The sequence below is a fragment of the Oryzomonas sagensis genome (genome assembly GCF_008802355.1).
Classification (GTDB): Bacteria; Desulfobacterota; Desulfuromonadia; order Geobacterales; family Pseudopelobacteraceae; genus Oryzomonas; species Oryzomonas sagensis.
In genome coordinates, this window is the sequence record NZ_VZRA01000002.1 from 238,949 (window position 1) to 260,365 (window position 21,417).

Here is a 21,417-nt window from a genome sequence, read left to right on the forward strand (position 1 = left end):
GAAGCTTTCAAGGAGGTACCGATGTTGACCAACAAGCAGACCCTATTCGTGAACGAATACCTGGTGGACCTGAACGCCACCCAGGCGGCCATCCGGGCCGGCTACAGCGCCCGCACCGCCCATGTTGCCGGCTACAATCTGCTGCACAAGCCGGAGGCGGCCGAGGCGGTGCGGAAGGGGTTGCAGGAGCGGGCCGAGAAGCTGAACCTGAGCGGCGAGGATGTGCTCCGCTCCATCGTGGATATCCGGGGCAAGGCCGTGACCGGCGGCAATCTCACCCAGGCGCTCAAGGCCAACGAACTGCTGGGCAAACACCTGAAGCTCTTCACCGACCGGGTGGAGCACGCAGGTCCCGACGGCGGCCCCCTGGAGTTCTCCGACCTGGAACTGTCCAACCGGCTCCTGACCCTCATCGCCATCCTGGAGGAACGCGCCGATGCCGCGTGATGCGCTGGAAAAACTGAAGAGTCTCTTGGGCTACGCCACGGCCGAGGAACGGGCCGAACTGGCGGCCATCGCCCGGCGGCTCACCCCGGCCTGGGTGCCGCTGTTCCAGGGGCCGCAGCAGGCGGCCTACGACTCGGCGGCCGACGTGCTCTTCTACGGCGGCGCGGCCGGGGGCGGCAAGACCGATCTGGTCATCGGCGCGGCCCTGACCCGGCACCGGCGCTCCATCATCTTCCGCCGGGTCGGCACCGAGTTGCAGGCCATCTGCGACCGCATGGCCGAGATCCTGGGGACCGGGGAGGGGTTCAACGCCCAGAGGAACCTGTGGCGTCTCCCCGGCCGCCAGGTGGAGTTCGGGGCGGTGCCGGTGCTGGGGGACGAGAAGAAGTACCAGGGGCGCCCCCACGACCTGAAGGTCTTCGACGAGATCACCTCCTTCACCGAGGCCCAGTTCCGCTTCCTCATCACCTGGCTGCGCACCACGGACACGGCGCAGCGCTGCCGGGTGATCTGCACCGGCAACCCGCCCGTGGACAGCCAGGGGGAGTGGGTCATGCGCTACTGGGCCCCCTGGCTGGACAAGGACCACCCCAACCCGGCCCAGCCAGGCGAGTTGCGCTGGTTCGCCGTGCTGGACGGCAAGGACGCCGAGGTGGAGAGCGGCGAGCCGTTCCTTCACCTGGGGAGGCGGATCAGGCCCCAATCCCGCACCTTCATCCCCTCGCGGGTCCAGGACAACCCGTTCCTCATGGAGACCGGCTACGAGGCCACCCTCCAGGCGCTGCCCGAACCGCTCCGCTCCCGGATGCTGGAAGGGGACTTCAGCGCCGGCCAGGAGGAAAACCCCTTCCAGGTAATCCCCAGCGCCTGGGTGGTTGCGGCCCAGGGGCGCTGGAGCGAGCAGGGCAGGCAAGGCCCCATGGATGGGGTGGGGCAGGACGTGGCCCGGGGCGGCAGGGCCGAGACGGTCATCGCCCGCCGCCACGGGGCGTGGTACGACCAGCTCCTCTGCTACCCCGGCAGCGCCACCCCGGACGGCCCCAGCGCCGCGGCCCTGGCCATGGCGGCGGCGCGGGACGGGGCCCCGATCCACGTGGACGTCATCGGCTGCGGCACCAGCCCCTACGACCACCTGAACCAGGCCGGGGTGCACGTGGTGCCCATCAACGGCGCCGGGGCCAGCCACGGCACGGACAAGAGCGGCAAGCTCCGTTTCCACAACCTGCGGGCCGAATTGTGGTGGAAGATGCGCGAGGCGCTGGACCCGAAGGCCGTGCCGCCGGTAGCCCTGCCGCCGGGCCAGGCGGTCCGCGCCGACCTGTGCGCCCCCACCTGGTCGCTCCGTTCGGGCAGGATCCTCATCGAATCCAAGGAGGACCTCATGGCCCGCATCGGCCGTTCCCCGGACCGTGGCGACGCCCTGGTGTACGCCTCGGTGGAGACCCCCAAGCGCGCGGCGTTCGGCCACCGGGCCGGGCATGTGGTGGAATACGATCCGTGGAAATAACCAAAAGCAAAATCCGCCACAGAGACACGGAGACACAGAGAAAATCTTTGAGAACGTCAAAATCTGTTACGGAGATACAGAAAAAACTCAGAATCCGCCACAGAGACACAGAGGAAACCTGAAGCAAGGCAAGCAAAAAGAACAACGATTCTTGGTGATGGCTTTACCCATAAAGTTTTTTGCCTTTCTCTGTGTACCTCTGTGTCTCCGTGTCTCTGTGGCGGATTTTGACTTTGAATGGAGGTTGAGCGATGAATATCGACGAGAGCATGGAGACGTGGCGCAGGCGGCGCTGGGTGAGCGCCCAGGAGTTGGCCCAGGCCATGGAGGTCACCCCGCGCACGGTGCGCAACTGGTGGTACTCGCGCAAGACCCCGCTCAAGGCGTGGATGGCCTACGGGGATACGCGGTTTATCCGCTTTACCTCGGCCTCGGCCATCGCGTTCGTGCAGGAGGGGTTTGCGGAGCCGTAGAGGGGGGATAAATTACTGGGGCCATGGCCATGCGATTTCCTGATTTGCCCGCTAAATCGAAAGTAATGGAAACGCCGTAAGTCGTCAGAAGGGCTATTTATCTCGTGCCCATCTTTTCAACTGCCGGTGTGGTAGTTCCTTCATCAATATTCTGGTCTCTAGCTGGGAAAATATGCTATATGAAGAGTATGGATATCAAAGCCATTCCGTTGCCGGAATGGGGAGATGCAAGCTAATAATTGGTTCGGCACCTTTGCATTAAGGCGGTTGACTTATTCGCGTTATACTGATGAGTCGGACACCTTGAAAGAAAATCTTTATTTTTTTATTATGGACAGGTTAACCCCCGAAAGACGAAGTTGGTTGATGAGCCGAGTTAAGGCGAAAAACACATCTCCCGAGATGGTCGTTCGCCGTCTGGTTTATGGCATGGGGTACCGTTACAGGATTCATGTCGAAGGTTTGCCCGGAAAGCCCGACTTGGTGTTTGCCGGCAGCCGCAAGGCTATTTACGTAAACGGTTGTTTTTGGCATGGGCATGAGGGTTGCCGCTATGCTGGGTTGCCCAAGAGTCGTGTGGCTTTTTGGGCGGCTAAGATTGCACGTAACCGGGCCCGGGATCGCGAAAACGTCTCAGCGATGGAAGCCGACGGCTGGCGTGTTCTGACCATCTGGCAATGCGAATTGAAAAACAGAGAGAAAATATCGGAATTATTACATGACTTCCTCAAGCAAGAATAATAATCGCCCTATCGGGATCGACCTTTTCGCGGGAGCCGGCGGTTTATCGTTGGGTTTCGAGCAGGCTGGATTCGACATCGTCGCTGCTGTGGAAATAGACCCTGTCCACTGCGCGACGCACGAATACAATTTTCCTTATACCAAGACAATTTGTGCAAGCATTGTCGAATTGAGCGGTGCCGATATTCGGCGTAAAGCGAATTTGGGTAATACCGATATCGATGTGGTTTTCGGTGGCGCACCTTGCCAAGGTTTTTCTATGATAGGCAAACGCGCTTTCGATGACCAGAGAAACCAATTGGTGTTTCACTATGTCCGCATCGTGCGCGAACTAAGCCCCAAATACTGCGTCTTCGAAAACGTAAAAGGCCTCACTCTCGGCAAGCATACCGAATTTCTTGCAGAACTAATCGAAGCATTGCAAAACGCGGGTTACGACGTACTCTCGCCGTATCGCGTGCTGAATGCGGCCGATTACGGAGTGCCGCAAGACCGTCGGCGACTTTTCTTGGTTGCAGCACGCCAAGGGCTTGAATTGCCGCAGTATCCGAAAAGCTTAAAGACTCGCACGAAGGTGTGGGAAGCAATTGGAGACTTACCGGATGCCGACCGTTTCGACGAGTTGACCGCAACGGATGAAGTATCTGCGATGTGGGAAACTAAGGAACTTTTTGCACGTCGGCTTCGTCGGCTCGAAAACGACCCAAGCGATTACGGCTACCAGCGGGTATTCGACCGCGATATGCTCACATCGAGCCTACGCACTTTACATACGCCATTGTCGCAAAGTCGCTTCCTTGCGACGAAGCATGGCAAAACCGAACCGGTGAGCCGTTTTCACAAACTCGATCCAAATGGCGTGTGCAACACGCTGCGTGCCGGTACCGATAGCGCTCGGGGAGCATTCACATCGCCACGTCCGATACATCCGTTTTTGCCTCGTGTTATCACCGTTCGTGAAGCCGCTCGTCTACATTCTTACCCGGACTGGTTCCGTTTCCACATAACGAAGTGGCATGGGTTTCGCCAGATCGGCAATAGTGTTCCACCACTGCTGGCGCGCGCCGTCGCCGCGGAAGTCATGAAGGCACTTGGTTCGAAACCCTCGAAGCCGAAAGCCGAACTTCGCCTCGGTGCTCCCGAACTGCTGACATTCGACATGGGAACCGCTGCTCGATATTTCGATGTGCCACGCGACGTCATCGCGCAACGGACTCGTAAGCCGACACCTCCACAAAAAACGAGGAAGGAAGCGTATGCCTAAGGAAAAAAAGGAGCGGCACCAAAACCGATATCAGGCAATCATTACACAAGTATTCGACAGTCATTACGGCAACGGCATTACCGAATTCGAGTTTACCCGTGACGAGTTCATGGCGATTGCCGAAAATCTCGGAATCGTGTTGCCGAAAAACGTTGGCGATGTAATTTATTCCTTCCGCTACCGCAACGATCTACCACAGTCCATCACCAACACGGCGGCAGACGGCCTTGAATGGGTCATCGAGGGTGCGGGCCGCGCCCGCTATCGTTTCAAGCAGGTGCGATTGAATCGCATTGTGCCGCGAGAGGAATTGCTGACAATCAAGGTTCCCGACGCGACACCCGAGATTATCGCTGCGTACGCATTAAGCGATGAACAGGCATTGCTGGCGAGGGTACGCTATAACCGTCTTGTCGATATGTTTCTTGGCGTTACCGCGTTTTCGTTGCAAAATCACTTGCGAACTACCGTAAGGGGCGTCGGACAAATCGAGATCGACGAAATCTACGTCGGCATTGATCGGCACGGGCGGCAGTTCGTCGTGCCGGTACAGGCAAAAGGCGGCAGCGATAAACACGGCTCGGTGCAAACACAGCAGGATATATCGTGTTGTTCGGAGAAATTTCCCGACCTGATTTGCCGGGCTGTGTCCGCACAGTTTATGAGCGATGATCGCATCGCAATGTTCGAACTTACCGTTCAAGCTGGCGAAATAAAAGTAGTCGATGAAAAACATTATCAGCTTGTTCCCGCATCTTCCATATCGCCGGACGACCTTAGGCAATATGCCTCTCGAGGGGCAAACGCGCAGTGATAATTGTCCCGTGAAATTCCAGGAAACCTATAGGGGCAGGCGGGAGAAAACAGGATAGCGGAGTTGTCAGACCCACACTTTTTACAAAGTGAAATGTGTGGGGTTGACACTCTGGCATTACGTACCTCTAACACACTAACCACTACTCAGAGGCTTCCCATTGAAAAAGCCTATCATCACATTCCTCGCCATATTCCTGCTGCTCCCGTCATTTGATAATCCCGCTGCATACGCAGAAGTATATAAATGGGAAGATGCCAATGGCATGCACTTCACAGACAACCCTTCCTCCGTTCCTGACAAATACCGTGAAAAAGTATACGCGGAAACACGGGAACAAATTAAGAGCACAACTCCACCTGTCAGAGAAGGTATAAATCAACAAAACAATCCAGTTGCCGGCCAGGCAAACCAGGAGGCATTTTACCAAGCCGCTTTGGAACAACAGCGGCGTGCTGCGGAAGCAATGCACCAGCAGCAAGATCGGGCGTTAGCCGCCAGTACCAGGAACCTCGAAAAAGCATCCAGATCGTTGGCCGGGTTCATGGCCATATGGTTGCTTATAGGTTTGTTCCTATTTATTGCGTGGGTATCGACACTGGTGGATATTGTTAAAAGTGAGTTTGAGTCGCCATCGAATAAAACCGTTTGGCTGTTGCTGGTGATTCTTCTGCCCTTGCTTGGGATGATTATTTATTATTGTTTTGGCCTGGGGCAGAAAAGTGATTCAAGTGGCTTTAAAGATCGGCAACAAGAAGCGTTGCGCGCGCGGTTGAGACCGAGAGATCCAAAAGATAGGGATTTTATTATCAGATAATCATCCTATAAGCACAGGGTGGAATAAGGCAACAGGCACCAAATGGGTCGCCGAGGGATCACTAACCGGCTTATCCTCTTATGATTTACTAATCGGCGCCAGCTCTCCCGCCGGGTCCCCGGAGCGTTCAAGTGCGGCCGAGCGCCACATGCGCAGGACGGTCGAGGTATTGACGATGGCGATGACCGTCTCCAGGAGGGTGCCGCCGATGGAACCGCTGAGGATGTTGTTCGCCAGCCAGCAGAAGGTGCTGGAGAGGATCACGAGCCGCATGGGTATGCCCTTCATGGTGAATATGGCATACGTGGAGACGCACGAACCGATCACGGGAAGCCAGCCGAAGAGGCTTTTCGTCAGCATCAGGCCGATACCGACATTGGCGACGATGACGACGACCGCCACCAGGGACGAGCGGGTCTTTAACGCCAGGAAGGAACGGAGGCTCGTGAGCAAGGCGCTCGCCGCGGCGGTCGGATTGCCGAGCAAAGAGAAATGCACGGTGTAGGCGATGCTTTCGAGGCCGACGAAAAACTTGAGGGGCCGGTCCTCTTTCTGAAGAAAAGCGATAAACCCCAGAACGAATGCGATATATCCCACGCACTGGGACAGAGAAAAAAATTCCACCAACCTACTCCTGTAAGCCAATAAGTATGGGCCGGCTTTCAACCCGTTGACGGTTCAGCCGGCCCTTTTTCATAATGGTACTTATACGTATTGTTTGCAATGGCATTTTCATCATGCAGACAATGGGGATCGCCGGTCACCAACGTGGGGGGCACTAGGGCGACAGCAGGAACCAGCGAAGTCGCCGGGGGGCACTACATGGCCTTCCGGGGGCGGAGGGCGGCGGGGATGGCGTCGCGAGAGACGGGGAGTCCCTGGGCGGCTGCCCCGTGGTTCGCGGTCGAACCGTGGGGATGCACCCCTCTCCGTAGGAGCGGAGGCTGTGCGGTCGCTAGAATTTGGCCTTGGTAAAGAGTTGGATGACGTTGAGCGGGCAGTTCTTGTCGGCCTGCGTTTCGCAGTGCAGATAGTACAGCCCTATCATCACGGCAAGCAGTGCTACAACCACATAAACAGAAATCCGGGATGGTTGCATGGCGTCCCTCCACAAAATCCTCTTCGCGAACGGTGCTCAGTTCCGGGCAAACTGATCCGCCCGCCCGCTCCGTTGTGCGGTCCCCTTTCGGTCTACCCGCCGACCGTGGCTTTATCGGCCATTTACCCCTGCTTCATAATTTGCGTACCAATTATATCACAAGCGGCGCGGTTTGGGTGCAATTTTAGGTGGTGACGTGGCGGTTGTACGGGGGAGGCGGCGTGTTCAGGCCTCTCGGTTGTTGCGTTCTTGTCCTGAAGTGCTATCTTGAAGTCTGTCGCCGGATTTTTCTTTGAGGAGAACAGCATGCACGTGGTTGCCATTTGTCATTGGCGGGAAGGGGCTGACGAGTTGGTACAGGCGCTCGCCGCTGCTCTCGGCATAACGGCCTATGAAGCCCGGCCCCGGATGCTGGGCGGCGGACCTGCCGTCGTGGCCAGTTTCGCCGATCCGCAGCGGGCCTTTGCCCTGGCCGGGAAGCTGGAGCGGAGCGGGTTCGCCACGCTGGTCTTCGACGCCACGGAGGTGCGCGGCAGGGGAGGGCGGTTCGTGGTGCGCCGCTTCGAGTTCAGAAAGTGGGCGCTGCGCATCGAGTCGGGCGACGGGCAGCAGGCGGAGATCCTCTACGACGATGTCGATCTGCTCCTGCCGTGTACGAGCGTTGTCGGGTTCACCGAGACCAAGACCGTGACCGAGCGCAAGCTCAGCCTCGGCAAGACCCTCCTTGCCGGGGGGGTGCCGATGACCACGAAGGTCGAGCGCCAGGAGGTGGTGTCGACCGAGGAGCGCAGCAAATCCCTCCATCTCTATGCCGGCACGCGGTCGCCGGCCGTCTTCAGCCAGAGCGGCATGACCTTCGATGGCCTCGGCGACGCCATGAAGATGTCGCGGGAGTTGAACTTTGCCCACCTGACCAGTGAGCTGCGCCGGTTATGCCCCAAAGCCGCGTATGACGACCGGCTGCTTACCCCGGCCGGCCAGGCTCGCTTGCTCGGCCCCGGCCTGAATGCGGAAACCAACCTCAACCTGGCGGTGGAGATCCTGGCGCGCAGTCTGCGGGAGCGGGGATGCGTGGGGTAGGGGATCGGCCATGCGGGCTGATTGCCGTGACCTGCCGATGCGATACCTTCCCGCCGCCCCCAGCGCGGCCATGGCGGCCCTCCGCTCCTAGCGGCACGCCTTCAGCGCGATCCGCGTGTCGTCGATGTGCTTCTGGAGCCCTTTGGCGCTCTCCAGCACGTTGCCGTTGATGTCGTTCGCCTTGGCGAGCCGGTAGAAACTCGCGGCCCATTCGCTGCCGTTGTAAAGCTGCTTCAGGGAGATTTCCGTCAGGCCGATGATCGGAAGCTGGTTTTTAACCCACTTGCCGAAGATCCGGTTGGCCGCCGCGATCTTGCTGATGTCCAGCAGCGTGTTCAGTTCGGGGCTCTCCGTCTGGAAGTACTTCCCCACCTTCGGGTCCGCCAGAATCTCCCGCACCTCCCCGTTGGAGGCGTTGAGCTGCGCCAGGAGCGCCGACATGCCGTCCTTGACGAAGGTCTGCCAGTCGTTTACCTGGCTTGCCACTTCCGCCGCCTTCCCCGCCGACGAGAGGAGTTGCAGCCGGCGAATCTTCGCCTCCAGCGCCAGAATGTCCACACCTTCCGCCGCCATCCGGGAGGCGTTCCGGGTGTAGATCTCCTGCAAACGCTCCGCCGCTTTGCCCCTGTTGGCCAGGGTCTCCAACAAGCCGCCCGTGAAATACTCGATGCCGTCCTTCGCCGCGTTCACCAGCGCGCCCCGGTTCGTGGCCTCCCAATCGGCCACCTGATTCTGGGCCAGAAGGATCGTCTTGTGGAATTTGGTACGCTGCTCCAGGAAGGAGTCCAGCTTCCGGGAGAGGGCGACGCAGTCGGGAGGCTCGATGATGGGCTCTCCCTCACCCTTCGCCTTCTTCTCCTTCCGGGGAACCGTTTTCGTACCGTCCTCCTTCAGGTTTCCGGCGGTGTACGTGACGGCGTTGCGCAGATCCACCACCCGCGGGTCGTTCTCCGGATCGACCAGGAGCCGCAGGTCGGCCTCCGGCATGGTCTCGCCGAAGAAGGGGGTGCCCCGGCCGACGGCCACGGCGCTCACCGGCTGCGCGTCCCCCGCCGCGGTGTCGAACGGCTGCCGGGCAGCGGCGGCCATGGCCTCCGCCCCCCCGTCCAGCGTCTTGAAGTCAAGGCTGGTGCCGGCGTCCTTGAACCCCAGGGCGGAGGCACCCTCCAGCCCCTTGTACGTCCCGAGCATCCGGTCCCGTTCCGCCTGGAACTCCGCCTCCTCCGCCCGCCGCCGCTCTTCCGCCTGGCGGGCCGCCTGGACGGAGGCATCGTGCTGCTCCTGGAGCGAGCGGAGCGCCGGGAAGTTTCCCTTCCGGGGAGCGCCCATGTTGGCGATGAGCCCCTGGAAGATGCCGCCGACGATCATGGATTTCATCTGCGCCTCCTGCGAGGCAGAGGGGGGGCGGAGCGGCTTCGCGGCGGGTTTGCCGCCGCAGTCCAGTTTGCCGTCGGAACAGGTGCACTTGTACCCCTGGTAGGCCAGGGCGTGCACCGACGCTTCGCAGTCCATCTTGAAAGGGCTGACCTCGGGGATGCCGTAGCCCGATGCGGAGCCGGCGGCCAGGGCCAGGGCCGCCGCCGCGCAGGCCGCCGCGCGGCGCATCATACGTTCGGTATCCGCTGGATGGTGAGGGTGATGGGGGCCTTCACGTCCTTCCGCAGGATGTCGAGGCGGACCGGAGTGCCCGGCTGGCCGTAGAGCCGCATCATCGCTTCGCCGGCGTTGAGGCTCTTCACCGGTACCCCGTCGATGGCCAGGATTTCATCCTCGTCCCTCAGCCCCGCCTCGTAGGCCTCGGTTTCGTTGTCGAGACGCACGACAAGGTGCCCCTGCCAGTCCTGCTGGATGGAAGAAAGGCCGCCGGGCCACCAGGAGATCAGACCATAGTAGGCGACGTCAGGACCGAGACCGGCCGGCCCCAGCGGTCCATAGAGAACCTCTTCGGCCCCTCTTTTGCCGGTGACCGCCACTCCCGAGCAATAGTCGTCCCCCAGGAGCGCCAGTTGGGTCGACGCGCTGAAGGTGGTGACCTCGTAGCGCAGGGTGATCTTCTTTTCCCGTTCGTTTATTTCACCGGCAACCTCGGCGGTATCCGGCGGGATCGGGCACTTGTCGGCGGTAACGGGGCCGCGGCTCCAGGTTCCGGCGAGCCGGCTGCCCCGCGCCGTCAGATGGTGCTCGGCATGGGCGCGGATAAGATTCGGAACGGTCCCGACCAGGGTATAGGTGGAGTTCACCTCCTGCTCGCTCACCCGCCGCTGGTCGGTTTTGAGGACGATGCCGTTGCCCTCCATGGACAAGCCGTACCAGGCGCCGGTGGCGGCGACCCAGGAGCCTGCCCGTCCTTTTTCCCGAGCGGTCTGTTCCTGGCGGAACTCGAGCTTCACGATCTCGTCGCGCACCTTCTGGGCGTCTTCCGCCCCCGGCGCGATCGCGAGATACTGCCGGTAGCTGGCGATCGCATCGTCATACCGCCCCAACTGGGTCTGCACCTTGCCGAGGTTGAACCAGGCACTGCCGAGCCGGGGGGCGATGTCGGCGGCAGCCAGGAATTCCTCCTCGGCCACGGCCAACTCTTCGGGCGACTTCGCCATCTCGATGGCGGCCATCCCTCGCAGCATGTGCTTCCGGGCGTCCTCGGGCGTTCCCGTACTTTTGACCCGCGGCGGCGCGGCGGGTTTCGCCGCGGCAACAGCGGCGGCTTTTGCGCGTTCCGCCTTGCGCTCCGCAAGCGTCTTCTTCGGGGGGGCCGTGGCGCATCCCGCCACGACAAGGGTCAGCACCAGTGCCAGTACCGCCGGCCATCCTGTCCGCATAACGATCCTCCTCTAACCAAAGTGTCTATGGGCGCACCGATTTGCGGCGCCGCGCTTCCCCGGGCCGGACATCTCCCGAGACGCCGCATCGATGCCTGCACATAGTAAACGACCATGTCGCGTGCTGATTGTTTGGAGATCGGCGGGCCCGCTAAGCGTACCAAAGGCACTATCGGGAGTATCGAAGAGGAACAGGTTTCCACGCTGCCTTTACGGGCAGGCCGCCACGCAGACTTTACCCCTAAATCGGACCGTATACAAGTCTCTCCTCTTCCACAAAGGGGGACTCGCAAGGGTCAGATCGCCAATTTTCGATTTTGAAGTTTGGCGACCTGACCATCGAGAACTTCGCGCGTGCCGCTTGGGGCCAGGTGAAGCTCTAGTCTCTCCGGTCGCCGAAAAGCTGGAGCATCATGAGGAAGATGTTGATGAAATCGAGGTACAGGGCGAGCGCTCCGGCTACCGCCGCGCCGCCCCTGACTCCCTTGAGCTTCTGGGTATCGTAGGCGGTAAGGCCGATGAAAACGATCAGGCCGATGCCGCTGACCATGAACTGGAGCATGGTGGAGTGGAGGAAGATGTTCACCACGGAGGCGATGACGACGCCGATCAGCCCCATGAAGCAGAACGACCCCAGGGAGGTCAGGTCACGCTTGGTGACGAATCCGTACACGCTCATGGCGCCGAAGGTGCCGGCGGTGCTCAGGAAGGCGGAAGCGATGGACTGGCCGGTGTAGACCAGGAAGATCCCCGAGAGCGTCACCCCGTTGAGCGCCGAATAGAGCAGGAAGAGGGGGGCCGCCGTGGCGGTGCCCATGCGGACGGCAAAACCGGCGATGGCAAAGACCAGTCCGAACTCGGCAATGATCAGCCCGAAAAAGACCATCCTGTTGGTGTAGAGGGCGTTGAACAACGCCGGGGAACTGACGACCGCCATGGATACGAGGGCCGTGAGGCAGAGGCCGGCGGCCATCCAGCCGTAGACCGCGCCCATGGTGGTGCTCTGTGCCGTGGCTACGGGACGGGGAAATGACGTGCTGCGTGGTGATGATGGGAAAGGCATATCGTGCGCTCCTTTTTGTCTGTAGATTGCTTCTTTCTACAATGTAATCACGAGCGCGCAAAAAATCAACCGTATGCATGTCAGGCGTCGGGAAGGCAAAGGGCCCGTTTAAATTGTGCAGAATGCAGGACTGCCCCCAGGGGGCCCAATGAACGGGGCGCTCTAGTTGACAGCTCGGCATTGTCCGGTACAATTGACTTGCTTGGCGACAATTCACTTCAGCACGGAGCTTGCCGAGTGGAAGACCAGACAAGAACTGGCGCTGTAACACCACTCCAAAAAAGGAGGAACCCGATGAAAAAGATAACAACCCTGGTAACAATGGCATTCGCCTGCATGGCATTTGCAAGCGGCGCTCTTGCCGGAGAGCGGCAAGGGGCCTTTTCCGTTTCACCATTTGTCGGCGGCTACACCTTTGATGGTGTTCAGCACGTGGAAACTTCCCCTGTTTACGGGTTGCGCCTAGGCTACGACCTGACAAAAAACTGGGGCGTGGAAGCGGTGGGCGATTTTCTGGCGACCGACGGTACCCGGAGTGAACGGAGCATCAACGCCTTGTCCTACCGCTTGGACATCCTCTATAACTTCATGCCGGACGGCCCCCTGGTGCCGTATGTTGCCGTGGGCGGCGGCGGCATCACCTATGGCCACGGTAAAGACGGCCTTAAAATCAGCGACAGAACCACCGACGCAACCGCCAATGCAGGCTTGGGACTCAAGTACTTCGTGACCGACTCGATTGCCTTGCGGGGCGATGCCCGTCAGTTGTTTGTCCTGGAGGACCCTAAGAGTCCCAAGTTTAACTGGGAATATACCGCAGGGTTCACCTTCCTCTTCGGCGGCCAAACAGCTCCTGCCCCTGTTGCCGCTGTGCCGGCCGCAGAACCTGCTCCAGCCCCTCCCGCTCCTTCCAACCAGCTGACGGTTGCTCCGAGTTCCATTACCAAGGGGCAGTCCGCGACCTTGACGTGGAGTTCGGCGAACGCCACCAACTGCGAAATACAGCCGGAAATCGGCGCGGTTCAGCCGCAGGGGTCCATGACGGTCACACCCGCCGACACGACCTCCTATACCCTTACGTGCGATGGCGCCGGTGGTTCGGCAAAAAGCGCCGCGAACCTTTCGGTAACCCCGCCGGAACCTCCGGCCCCGTCCGGCAATCTGACGGTTGCCCCCGGTTCCATTACCAAAGGGGAGTCCGCGACGTTGACGTGGAGTTCGACGAATGCCACCAACTGCGAGATACAACCGGAAATCGGCGCGGTTCAGCCACAGGGGACCATGGCGGTCACCCCTGCCGAAAATGCCACGTATACCCTTACGTGCAGTGGTGCCGGCGGTACGGCAAAGAGCGCAGCGAACCTTGCGGTAGTTGTTCCGGCACCGCCGGCGCCTGCTCCCAAGTTGTGCAGCCCCACGGTCATCAATATCCATTTCGATACAAACAAGTCTGCGATCAAACCCCAGTACCACGATGAACTGAAAAAGCTCGGTGATTTCCTGACCGAATTCCCTCAGGCTACCGGAGCCATCGAAGGACACACCGACAATGTCGGCAACAAGACGGCCAACATGAAGCTCTCCCAGCGACGTGCCGAAAGCGTTCGTACCTACCTCATCGAAAAGTTCGGGATCGCTCCCGAACGGATCAAGGCTGTTGGTTACGGTCCGACGAAACCCGTTGCCAGCAACAAGACCAAGGCGGGGAAAGAGCAGAACCGCCGGATCGAATCCAACTTCACCTGCAACGCCAAGTAGCATCCAAACCCTGCAGTCGACACACCGGCGCCCTCCCGGGACTCTTTCCGGGAGGGCGCTTGCGTGATACCCCCCGCAGCTCCTCCGTGATTATGATCTCGCCCGTCATCCACGGAAAATGCAGGGACATGTCCCCGTATTTTTCAAAATCATGCTCAACGCGGCCGTGAAGTCTTTTTTGGGGTGCGAGCCTTGTGGGCACGAGAGACTCTGATATAGTAACTGCTAATGTAGCTGTTTTTAGTAGTTGTGCCCCTGTCCACGCAGTTTGGTGTGTGCCGCATTACCGCGTCAAGGAGTGGATTATGCAAAACATCGATCAGTATCAGCAGCTTGCGGTAACCTATATCACCGAGATGGGAACCAAAGTGGTCGCCGTCATCCTGTTTTGGGTCGTGGGACGCTGGCTGATCGGATTTGTCGGGAAGATGATGCAGCGGGTGTTGGAAAAGCAGAAGGTTGATCCGACCCTGATGCGTTATCTCGGCAATTTCGTCGCCGTTACGCTGAACATCGTTTTGGTCGTGGCCATCCTCGGTTATTGCGGATTCCAGACCACCACGTTCGCCGCCCTGGTGGCAGGCATCGGCATCGCCATCGGTGCAGCCTGGGGAGGGCTTCTGTCGAACCTGGCCGCAGGCATCTTCATCGTGGTGCTGCATCCCTTCAAGGTGGGCGATTTTATAACGGCCGCCGGGGTGACCGGCACCATCACGGAGATCGGGTTGTTTGTCACCACGGTCAACACGCCGGATAACGTCAAGACGATGATCGGCAACGGCAAGATTTTCGGCGACAACATCCAGAACTACACGGCAAATGCGTACCGGAGGGTAGAACTGAAATGCCAGCTTGCGGGAAGTGCCGATCATGTCGCGGCGATGCTGCTTTTACGCGAGAAGCTGGCAGCGGTGCCCAACGTGTTGTCAACACCGGCGGTTGAGGTGGAGATTCTGGAGTTCACCCTGGTCGGTCCGGTGCTTGCGGTTCGGCCCTTCTGCCATAACGACCACTACTGGCAGGTCTACTTCGACGGCAACCGCACCATCCGCGAATCGCTCGCCGCCGCCGGCTTCCCGGCGCCGATGCAGACGCAGCTGGTCATGGTGCAAAACCAGTGACACGGTTACTGCCGTGAAATGAAATCAGGCCGGGGCCATCGTGGACATGCGTAAAGAGTTCAGGGAGAAAGTAACCCGAACGTGATTCCCCCGGCAAAAAACATACGGAGTCAAATCTGCATCCTACAGGGAATTCCGGGGACAGGCGCCAGGTACGCCGGGTGCTCGATAAGCTGCCTGTCCCCTGTTCCGCCCCGCATACCGCACCCCCGCGGGTCCGTAAAATGCCCCAATAGTGATCCATGTCACACCGCCACAACCTCCATCCGTGTATCGTAAATAAAAACCGAAGCGCAAAAAAGATAGACGATAATGCTAAACCATCCGCGAGGATGGGACAGAAAATCCATGGGTCTCACCGAGACAGCCGGATTGCCGAAATATCTCAGAATATTTCCGCGATCCGGTTTTTTTGCGTCAAAACAGAACATAGGAGGTCGCATGAGCATGATGAAGCCTTTATCCGCTTTATTCCTGTCCTTACTGGTTAGTATTTCCCTGGCCGGGTGCGGCGGGGGCGGCGGATCGACGGCGTCGTCGGGCAGTTCTTTGCCGAGCAGCGCCACTGGCGGCTCAACCGGAGGAACCACTTCGACCGGAGGAACCGCCTCAACGGGAGTCGTCAAGCTATCCTGGGACCCGCCGCAAGGCGTTGCCGCAGGAATCAACCTGCATTACGGGACGTCATCCGGAAGCTATACGAGCACCATTAATGCCGGGATGGTGTCAAGCTATGCCGTCAGCGGGCTTGCTCCGGGAACGTACTACTTTGTCGTTACGGCGTACGACTCGGCCGGGAACGAGAGCGTGTATTCCAATGAAGTGCAGGCCGTCATCCCGGCGAGCTCATAAAGAGCAAATTGAGGGACGCCGCGCCAGGGTGTGTAGCGAGGCGCCGTCCCGGGGGATCAGCGCCCGGCAAGCCCCGCAACGACCTTGCCGATCCCGGCGCACAGTGCCCGCAGCTCCCCCGGGGTGATGATGAACGGCGGCATGGTATAGACCAGCTTGCCGAACGGCCGCAGCCAGACCCCCTCGGCTACGAGGCACTGCTGAATCCGCCCCACGTCCACCGGCTCCCGCATCTCCACCACGCCGATCGCCCCCAGGACCCGCACGTCGGCCACCCCATCCGCCTGTTGCAGCGGCAGGAGCCTCTCTTTCAGGGTCGCTTCGATGCGCGCGACGTTTCCCTGCCAGTCGCCCTTCAGCAAAAGCCGGGTGCTGGCCAGGGCCGTGGCGCAGGCCAGGGGATTGGCCATGAAGGTGGGGCCGTGCATGAACACGCCGGGCGCGCCATTGGAGATGGTGTACGCCACCTCTTGGGTGCAGAGGGTGGCGGCGAACGAGAGGCAGCCGCCCGTCAGGGCCTTGCCCACGCACATGATGTCCGGCGAGATGGCGGCGTGTTCGCAGGCAAAGAGCCTGCCGCTCCGGCCGAAGCCGGTGGCGATCTCGTCGGCGATGAGCAGGATGCCGTAGTCGGTGCAGAGCCGGCGCACCTGGCGCAGGTATTCCGGGTGGTAGAAGCGCATGCCGCCGGCGCCCTGGACGATCGGTTCGAGGATGAACGCGGCGATATGTTCGTGGTGTTGGCGCAGGAACGCCTCGACCTCGCCGGTCTCCGCCGGGTCGTAGGCGGCGTAAAAGCCGGAGCGGGGCGCGGGCAGAAAGTACTGCCTGGCCAGGTTCTTGTTGAAGATGGCGTGCATCCCGGTGTCCGGGTCGGATACGGACATGGCGTGCCAGGTGTCGCCGTGATACCCGTGGCGCACGGTGACGAACGCGTGCTTGGCGCCGCACGAACGGGAGTGCCAGTATTGCAGCGCCATTTTCATGGCCACTTCCACCGCCACCGAGCCGGAATCGCTGAAGAACACGTGCTCGAGGCCGTCCGGCACGATCCCGATCAGCAGTTGCGCCAGTTCCACGGCCGGCTGGTGGGTCAGGCCGCCGAACATGACGTGGGACATGCGCCCGATCTGGGCCGTCATGGCGGCATTGAGCGCCGGGTGGTTGTAGCCGTGGATGGCCGACCACCAACTGGACATGCCGTCGATCAGGCGCTGCCCGTCCATCAGCTCGATGTACACCCCGTCGGCCCTGGCCACGGGATAGCATGTCAGCGCCTTGGTGGCCGAGGTGTAGGGGTGCCAGACGTGCGCCCTGTCGAATTCGAGAAGCTCCTCTTCGGTCATTTTTCCAAAATTATCGGAATCATCCATCTGCATGCCTTCATGTCGTCGTTATTCGGGAGCCGGGGCCGCGTTTCCCGTGACGCCGCGTAGCCCGGGCCCCTCCGGAGCCCCACCCTTTCGCGGTGCGTCTGCATTATACGGCAGAGATCCGCATCTGTCATGGAGGAAACGTCCCTGCCCCGTAACGCCGCTGGCGATGCGGGTTCGTGAGTTTGATAACAAAAAAATAAATTTTGTCTTGTTGAACCCCCCCCCTCCGGTGGTATAGTTATCCGAGTAATTAGTTTTTTCATATGTTCGTTCTGCCTCGACAGGGCTCACCCCTTCGCGAGAGGGGGACGGAAAGCCACGGATCTCCCGGATGACGGGAAGAGGGCCGAGCTGCCGAAGGATACGTCATCTTCGCGGGGCCCGGCATTTTTTACGCGCACAGACGGCGTCCGGCCGCTTTGAGGGCTTTCCGGCCAGGTAGTGAAACCATGCAATGGGGCAGGTGGAAAGGCCGGTTGACCGGCAGAGGAGAAGCGAGGAAGCTATGTCTATACCGATTCAGAATTTCAGCGGAAGCGAACCCAATGTGGCAGAATGCAGGACCGAGTATCTCGTCGATGAATTTTCCCGGTGTCTCGCCCACAACACCGCCTGCCGGTACGCCGTTCCGGCAGGCACCACCAGCAGCTACTGCATCCATCCCAACCACACCGCCTTTCAGGACATGCCGGCGTTCGGAGGCCGGCAGGATCATGGGGCGGCGGGACACAACCACTCCATGGCCCACTAGCGTTCCGTGCGGGGCACTGACGCCTTGCAACGTGGAATGTTTCGGGCTGCCCCCCTCCCTTGACGGGAGGGGAGCGGACGTTGCTTGGGGCGGCACGGCGGCCGGTCAGCCGTGGGGCAGTTCCCGGGCAAAGCGCCCGTAGTCGGCATCGGTCTTGAGGATGTGATTGGTGAGCCAGCTATGGAGGAACTGCAGCACCTCCAGGGAGAGGTGGGCCTCCCCCCGGCGGAACTCCTCCCGGATCTCGGCCAGCCGGTCGCAGAACCGCTGGTGTTCCTGCCGGTGGTGCGGCAGGGCGGGGTACTGGTGGGCTTCCATCCACTGCTCCTCGGCGGCGAAGTGGTAGGTCGCATAGTCGGACAGCTCGTCGAGAACCGCTTCGATTTCATCCCGCTCCGCCTTGTACATAAAGCCGTCGAACGCCAGGTTGATCAGGTCCACCAGGTGCTTGTGATGCTCGTCGAACTCATGGATGCCGAGTTCGAAGTTCTGGTCCCAGTGCATAAAGGTCATGGTGTCGCTCCCCGTCATGCTCGCTTCGTCCGTACCAAGCAAGTATTCCAAAAAAATATCGGGATGGCAAGGCCTGTCGCCGTTTCCCGCTCCGGGGCGGCCCCGCTGCGCTTCCCCGGTTTTTCCCCCTGTTTACACTATTGTGTTGACGATTCCGAAATTTCCCCTATAATTATTTAATTATTCTAATTTAAAATCAACAGTTTATCTGACTAGAAGACATTTTCCCGCGGAGGTGGTCGCATCAACATGCCCGACGTCACCCCCACGACATCCGGTACGACTGCGCCGGGCCGTGCCTCTTTCTACCGGCTCGTGGCCGGCGTCCTGCTCACCAACCTGTTTGTGATCGGGCTGGTCTGCTTTTCCCTGTACCAAAGCCGCCGGCAGTACGAATCCCGCGCCGCCATCCAGACCCAGGACCTGGCCCAAGCCCTCAGCCTGACCGTTGCCGGTCTTGTCGACAAGACCGGCATCGCCCTCCTGTCGGTGCAGCGGGAGCGGGAGCGGCAACTCAGGGACGGCCGCGCCGCCGGCCAGGACCTGAACCACTATATCCTTGCCCAGCGGCTCCTCATACCCGAGTTGGACGGCCTGCGGATCGCGGACGCCCGGGGTGCGTTCATCTATGGCGACTCCTCCCTCCCGGGCTCCGACACCCTGGTGAACGACCGGGAGTATTTCCGCCGGGCCCGGAACGACCCCCGGGCCGGTTTGATCATCTCCGAGCCGCTGTTCGCGCGTTCCGCCGCCAAGTGGGTGATCAACATCGTCCGGCGCATCGACAACCCGGACGGCAGTTTCGCCGGCGTGGTCGTCGGCGCCATCTCCCTGGATTACCTGATGCGGCTCTTTTCCACGTTCGATATGGGCCGCCAGGGGGTCATCACCCTGCGGGACGGGGCGTTGAACGTCATCATCCGCTACCCGGAGCCGCGCAGCATCGGCAGCGCCGTGGTCTCCCGGGAACTGCGGGAGCTGGTGCGGACCGGGCACGTCGTCGGCATCTACCGGAACAAGGGGAGCATCGACCCGGTGGAGCGCTCTTTTTCCTTTCACAAGGTCTTCGATTATCCACTGTATATGACGGCCGGCCTCGCAACCGCCGACTACCTGCTCCCCTGGCGGCGCGAAGCCTGGGGGATGACGCTCCTGGTGGCCGTCTTTGCGGCGGGATCGCTCCTGACGGCACGGTTGATCCAGCGCAACCGCAGGCGCGAGGGGGAGGCCAAGGCCGAACTGCTCCGGCACCGGGAGCAGATGGAGGAGACGGTGCGGGAGCGGACCGCCCAGTTGGAAGCGGGCAACGCCCAGCTGGCCGGGGAGATCGTCCTGCGGAAGCAGGCCGAGGCAAATTTGAAGAAGGCCGCGATCATCATGGACCGCATGGCCGACGCCGTGGCGTGGGTCGCCCCGGACGGCCGCTACCTGTACGTCAACGACGCCGCCTGCCGGATGTACGGCTACAGCCGCGAAGAGATGCTCTCCCTGTCGGTGCCCGATATCGGTCTGATGGGGTTCGACCGCGAGGCGTGGCGGCGTTTCATGGAAGAGCTGCAGCGCTGCGAATGCCTCCATATGGAGGCCGAGGCCACGGCCCGGGACGGCCGCCTGTTTTCGGTCGAGATTACGGCCAATTACCTGGAGATAGACGGCCAGGTGTATAACTGCTCCATCCTGCGGGACATCTCGGAGCGGCGGGCGGGTGAGGCGGAGCGGCAGGCGCTGATGATCCAGTTGAGCCAGTCCCAGAAGATCGAGTCCATCGGCCGCCTGGCCGCGGGGATCGCCCACGACTTCAACAACCTGCTGACGCCGATCCTGGGCTATGCCGAATTGCTGAAGAACCGCTTGCCGGCCGACAGCCGGGACTTCGAGCAGGTCGACCGGATCATGCAGGCGGCCGGCAAGGCCAAGGCCCTCACCCAGCAGCTCCTGAGCTTCGGGCGCAAGCAGATCCTGGAGATGAAGACCGTCGATCTGAACAACGTGGTGACGTCGTTCTACGAGATCCTGCGCCGGACCATCCGGGAGAACATCGCCATCCGGCTGCGCCTCTCGGAGATCGTCTACGCCGTCCGCGCCGACCGCAACCAGGTGGAACAGATCCTCATGAACCTGGCGATCAACGCCCAGGACGCCATCTTCGACCGGGGCGTCATCACCATCGAGACGGCGCCGGTGACCCTGGACGACGAATACGTCCGCCGGCACGAGGGGCTTGCACCGGGGAGGTACCTGATGCTGGGGGTCAGCGACACCGGCGCCGGCATGCCTCGTGAGACCCTCTCCCATGTCTTCGAGCCGTTCTTCACCACCAAGGATGTGGGCAAGGGGTCGGGTCTGGGGCTGGCCACGGTCTACGGCCTGGTCGAACAGCACAACGGGTATATCCAGGTGTCGAGCGAGGAGGGGGAGGGCACGTCCTTCAAGATCTACCTGCCGATCGCCACAGGCGCGGTGCCCGAGGAAACGGCGGCCGCGGAGGAGCTCTCGGAGGTCGACGTGACCGGCAGCACTATCCTGTTGGTGGAGGACAACGACATGGTGCGCACCCTGGTCGGCGATATCCTGGAAGGGTGCGGCTGCCGGCTGATCGTTGCCGAGGGACCTCGCCAGGCCCTGGAACTGAGCGCGGGGAAAAACGTGGACCTGCTGCTCACCGATGTGGTCATGCCCGACATGAACGGCCCGGAATTGTGTGAAAAGATGCGGTCGAGCCACCCGGGCCTTGCGACGCTCTACATGTCGGGATACACCAACGACGCCATCGTCCACCACAGCGTGCTGGACGATGGCGTCAACTTCATCCAGAAACCGTTTACCGCCGGGGATCTCATGAAAAAGATCGACGCCATCCTGAACGGCCCGGCCGGGCATTAACCGCCGCGCGCATCCCGCCCACTATTATGTTGACGGTTT

General features: G+C 60.8%; 20 protein-coding genes and 2 riboswitches. Of the genes, 13 read left to right on the plus strand and 7 right to left on the minus strand.

Annotated elements, in window-relative coordinates:
* The first annotated feature begins 21 nt into the window (after positions 1-21).
* The 7 genes from F6V30_RS09015 (at position 22) to F6V30_RS09045 (ending at position 6,063) form a co-directional block, all read left to right on the plus strand.
* On the plus strand, positions 22-447 hold the full coding sequence (locus F6V30_RS09015) for a terminase small subunit (RefSeq protein WP_151156652.1): 426 nt from the start codon (positions 22-24) through the stop codon (positions 445-447).
* Complete coding sequence (locus tag F6V30_RS09020; RefSeq protein WP_151156653.1) at positions 437-1,954, plus strand: terminase; 1,518 nt, start codon at positions 437-439, stop codon at positions 1,952-1,954. Before F6V30_RS09015 ends, F6V30_RS09020 begins: the two co-directional genes overlap by 11 nt.
* Positions 1,955-2,205: 251 nt before the next feature.
* Entirely contained in the window at positions 2,206-2,427 is a 222-nt protein-coding gene (locus F6V30_RS09025) for a hypothetical protein (RefSeq protein WP_151156654.1), read from the plus strand.
* Between the two features lie 225 nt (positions 2,428-2,652).
* Positions 2,653-3,168: a very short patch repair endonuclease gene (locus F6V30_RS09030; protein WP_246163389.1), complete on the plus strand. Its 516-nt coding sequence runs from the start codon at positions 2,653-2,655 to the stop codon at positions 3,166-3,168.
* Complete coding sequence (locus F6V30_RS09035; protein ID WP_151156655.1) at positions 3,146-4,432, plus strand: DNA cytosine methyltransferase; 1,287 nt, start codon at positions 3,146-3,148, stop codon at positions 4,430-4,432. Before F6V30_RS09030 ends, F6V30_RS09035 begins: the two co-directional genes overlap by 23 nt.
* Positions 4,425-5,246: an endonuclease gene (locus tag F6V30_RS09040; RefSeq protein ID WP_151156656.1), complete on the plus strand. Its 822-nt coding sequence runs from the start codon at positions 4,425-4,427 to the stop codon at positions 5,244-5,246. The genes F6V30_RS09035 and F6V30_RS09040 overlap by 8 nt, the downstream gene beginning before the upstream one ends.
* 160 nt (positions 5,247-5,406) lie before the next feature.
* Positions 5,407-6,063: a PLDc N-terminal domain-containing protein gene (locus F6V30_RS09045; protein ID WP_151156657.1), complete on the plus strand. Its 657-nt coding sequence runs from the start codon at positions 5,407-5,409 to the stop codon at positions 6,061-6,063.
* 78 nt (positions 6,064-6,141) lie between these two features.
* Here F6V30_RS09045 and F6V30_RS09050 read toward each other — a convergent pair whose 3' ends face one another.
* Both F6V30_RS09050 and F6V30_RS17080 read right to left on the minus strand, forming a co-directional pair.
* Positions 6,142-6,687 (minus strand): YgjV family protein, encoded by a 546-nt coding sequence (locus F6V30_RS09050; protein WP_151156658.1) that lies wholly within the window; start codon positions 6,685-6,687, stop codon positions 6,142-6,144.
* Between the two features lie 331 nt (positions 6,688-7,018).
* Positions 7,019-7,162 carry a hypothetical protein gene (locus F6V30_RS17080; protein ID WP_191965633.1) on the minus strand — a complete coding sequence of 48 codons (144 nt, stop codon included), beginning with the start codon at positions 7,160-7,162 and terminating at the stop codon, positions 7,019-7,021.
* Between the two features lie 306 nt (positions 7,163-7,468).
* Here F6V30_RS17080 and F6V30_RS09055 point away from each other — a divergent pair, with 306 nt between their 5' ends.
* The gene (locus tag F6V30_RS09055; RefSeq protein WP_151156659.1) at positions 7,469-8,242 is read left to right on the plus strand and encodes a hypothetical protein; all 774 of its coding nucleotides are present in this window, start codon (positions 7,469-7,471) and stop codon (positions 8,240-8,242) included.
* 87 nt (positions 8,243-8,329) lie between these two features.
* Here the strand turns inward: F6V30_RS09055 and F6V30_RS09060 are convergent, their stop codons facing one another.
* From F6V30_RS09060 to F6V30_RS09070, 3 genes are all read right to left on the minus strand, one after another.
* Complete coding sequence (locus F6V30_RS09060) at positions 8,330-9,850, minus strand: hypothetical protein (RefSeq protein ID WP_151156660.1); 1,521 nt, start codon at positions 9,848-9,850, stop codon at positions 8,330-8,332.
* Positions 9,847-11,061, minus strand: a complete 1,215-nt coding sequence (locus F6V30_RS09065; protein WP_151156661.1) for a PDZ domain-containing protein — start codon at positions 11,059-11,061, stop codon at positions 9,847-9,849. The genes F6V30_RS09060 and F6V30_RS09065 overlap by 4 nt, the downstream gene beginning before the upstream one ends.
* Before the next feature lie 379 nt (positions 11,062-11,440).
* Positions 11,441-12,124 (minus strand): Bax inhibitor-1/YccA family protein, encoded by a 684-nt coding sequence (locus F6V30_RS09070; protein ID WP_151129330.1) that lies wholly within the window; start codon positions 12,122-12,124, stop codon positions 11,441-11,443.
* Between the two features lie 294 nt (positions 12,125-12,418).
* Here F6V30_RS09070 and F6V30_RS17360 point away from each other — a divergent pair, with 294 nt between their 5' ends.
* The 3 genes from F6V30_RS17360 (at position 12,419) to F6V30_RS09085 (ending at position 15,855) form a co-directional block, all read left to right on the plus strand.
* Positions 12,419-13,882 (plus strand): OmpA family protein, encoded by a 1,464-nt coding sequence (locus tag F6V30_RS17360; RefSeq protein ID WP_246163392.1) that lies wholly within the window; start codon positions 12,419-12,421, stop codon positions 13,880-13,882.
* A gap of 305 nt (positions 13,883-14,187) precedes the next feature.
* The gene (locus F6V30_RS09080; protein WP_151156662.1) at positions 14,188-15,003 is read left to right on the plus strand and encodes a mechanosensitive ion channel family protein; all 816 of its coding nucleotides are present in this window, start codon (positions 14,188-14,190) and stop codon (positions 15,001-15,003) included.
* Between the two features lie 304 nt (positions 15,004-15,307).
* A riboswitch (cyclic di-GMP riboswitch) is annotated at positions 15,308-15,383 on the plus strand.
* A gap of 61 nt (positions 15,384-15,444) precedes the next feature.
* The gene (locus F6V30_RS09085; RefSeq protein ID WP_151156663.1) at positions 15,445-15,855 is read left to right on the plus strand and encodes a fibronectin type III domain-containing protein; all 411 of its coding nucleotides are present in this window, start codon (positions 15,445-15,447) and stop codon (positions 15,853-15,855) included.
* A 56-nt stretch (positions 15,856-15,911) separates the two neighbouring features.
* On the opposite strand, the gene bioA is transcribed toward F6V30_RS09085, so the two are convergent.
* A complete protein-coding gene (bioA, locus tag F6V30_RS09090; protein ID WP_246163395.1) occupies positions 15,912-17,228 on the minus strand; it encodes an adenosylmethionine--8-amino-7-oxononanoate transaminase in 1,317 nt (438 codons plus the stop codon).
* 278 nt (positions 17,229-17,506) lie between these two features.
* Positions 17,507-17,590: riboswitch (cyclic di-GMP riboswitch) on the plus strand.
* A 146-nt stretch (positions 17,591-17,736) separates the two neighbouring features.
* Between bioA and F6V30_RS09095 the strand changes: the two genes are divergently transcribed.
* Positions 17,737-17,982: a hypothetical protein gene (locus F6V30_RS09095; protein WP_151156664.1), complete on the plus strand. Its 246-nt coding sequence runs from the start codon at positions 17,737-17,739 to the stop codon at positions 17,980-17,982.
* Positions 17,983-18,087: 105 nt separating this feature from the next.
* Here the strand turns inward: F6V30_RS09095 and F6V30_RS09100 are convergent, their stop codons facing one another.
* Positions 18,088-18,495, minus strand: a complete 408-nt coding sequence (locus tag F6V30_RS09100; protein ID WP_151156965.1) for a bacteriohemerythrin — start codon at positions 18,493-18,495, stop codon at positions 18,088-18,090.
* Between the two features lie 249 nt (positions 18,496-18,744).
* On the opposite strand from F6V30_RS09100, the gene F6V30_RS09105 reads away from it, so the two are divergent.
* Entirely contained in the window at positions 18,745-21,378 is a 2,634-nt protein-coding gene (locus F6V30_RS09105; protein WP_151156665.1) for a hybrid sensor histidine kinase/response regulator, read from the plus strand.
* The last annotated feature ends 39 nt before the right edge of the window (positions 21,379-21,417 follow it).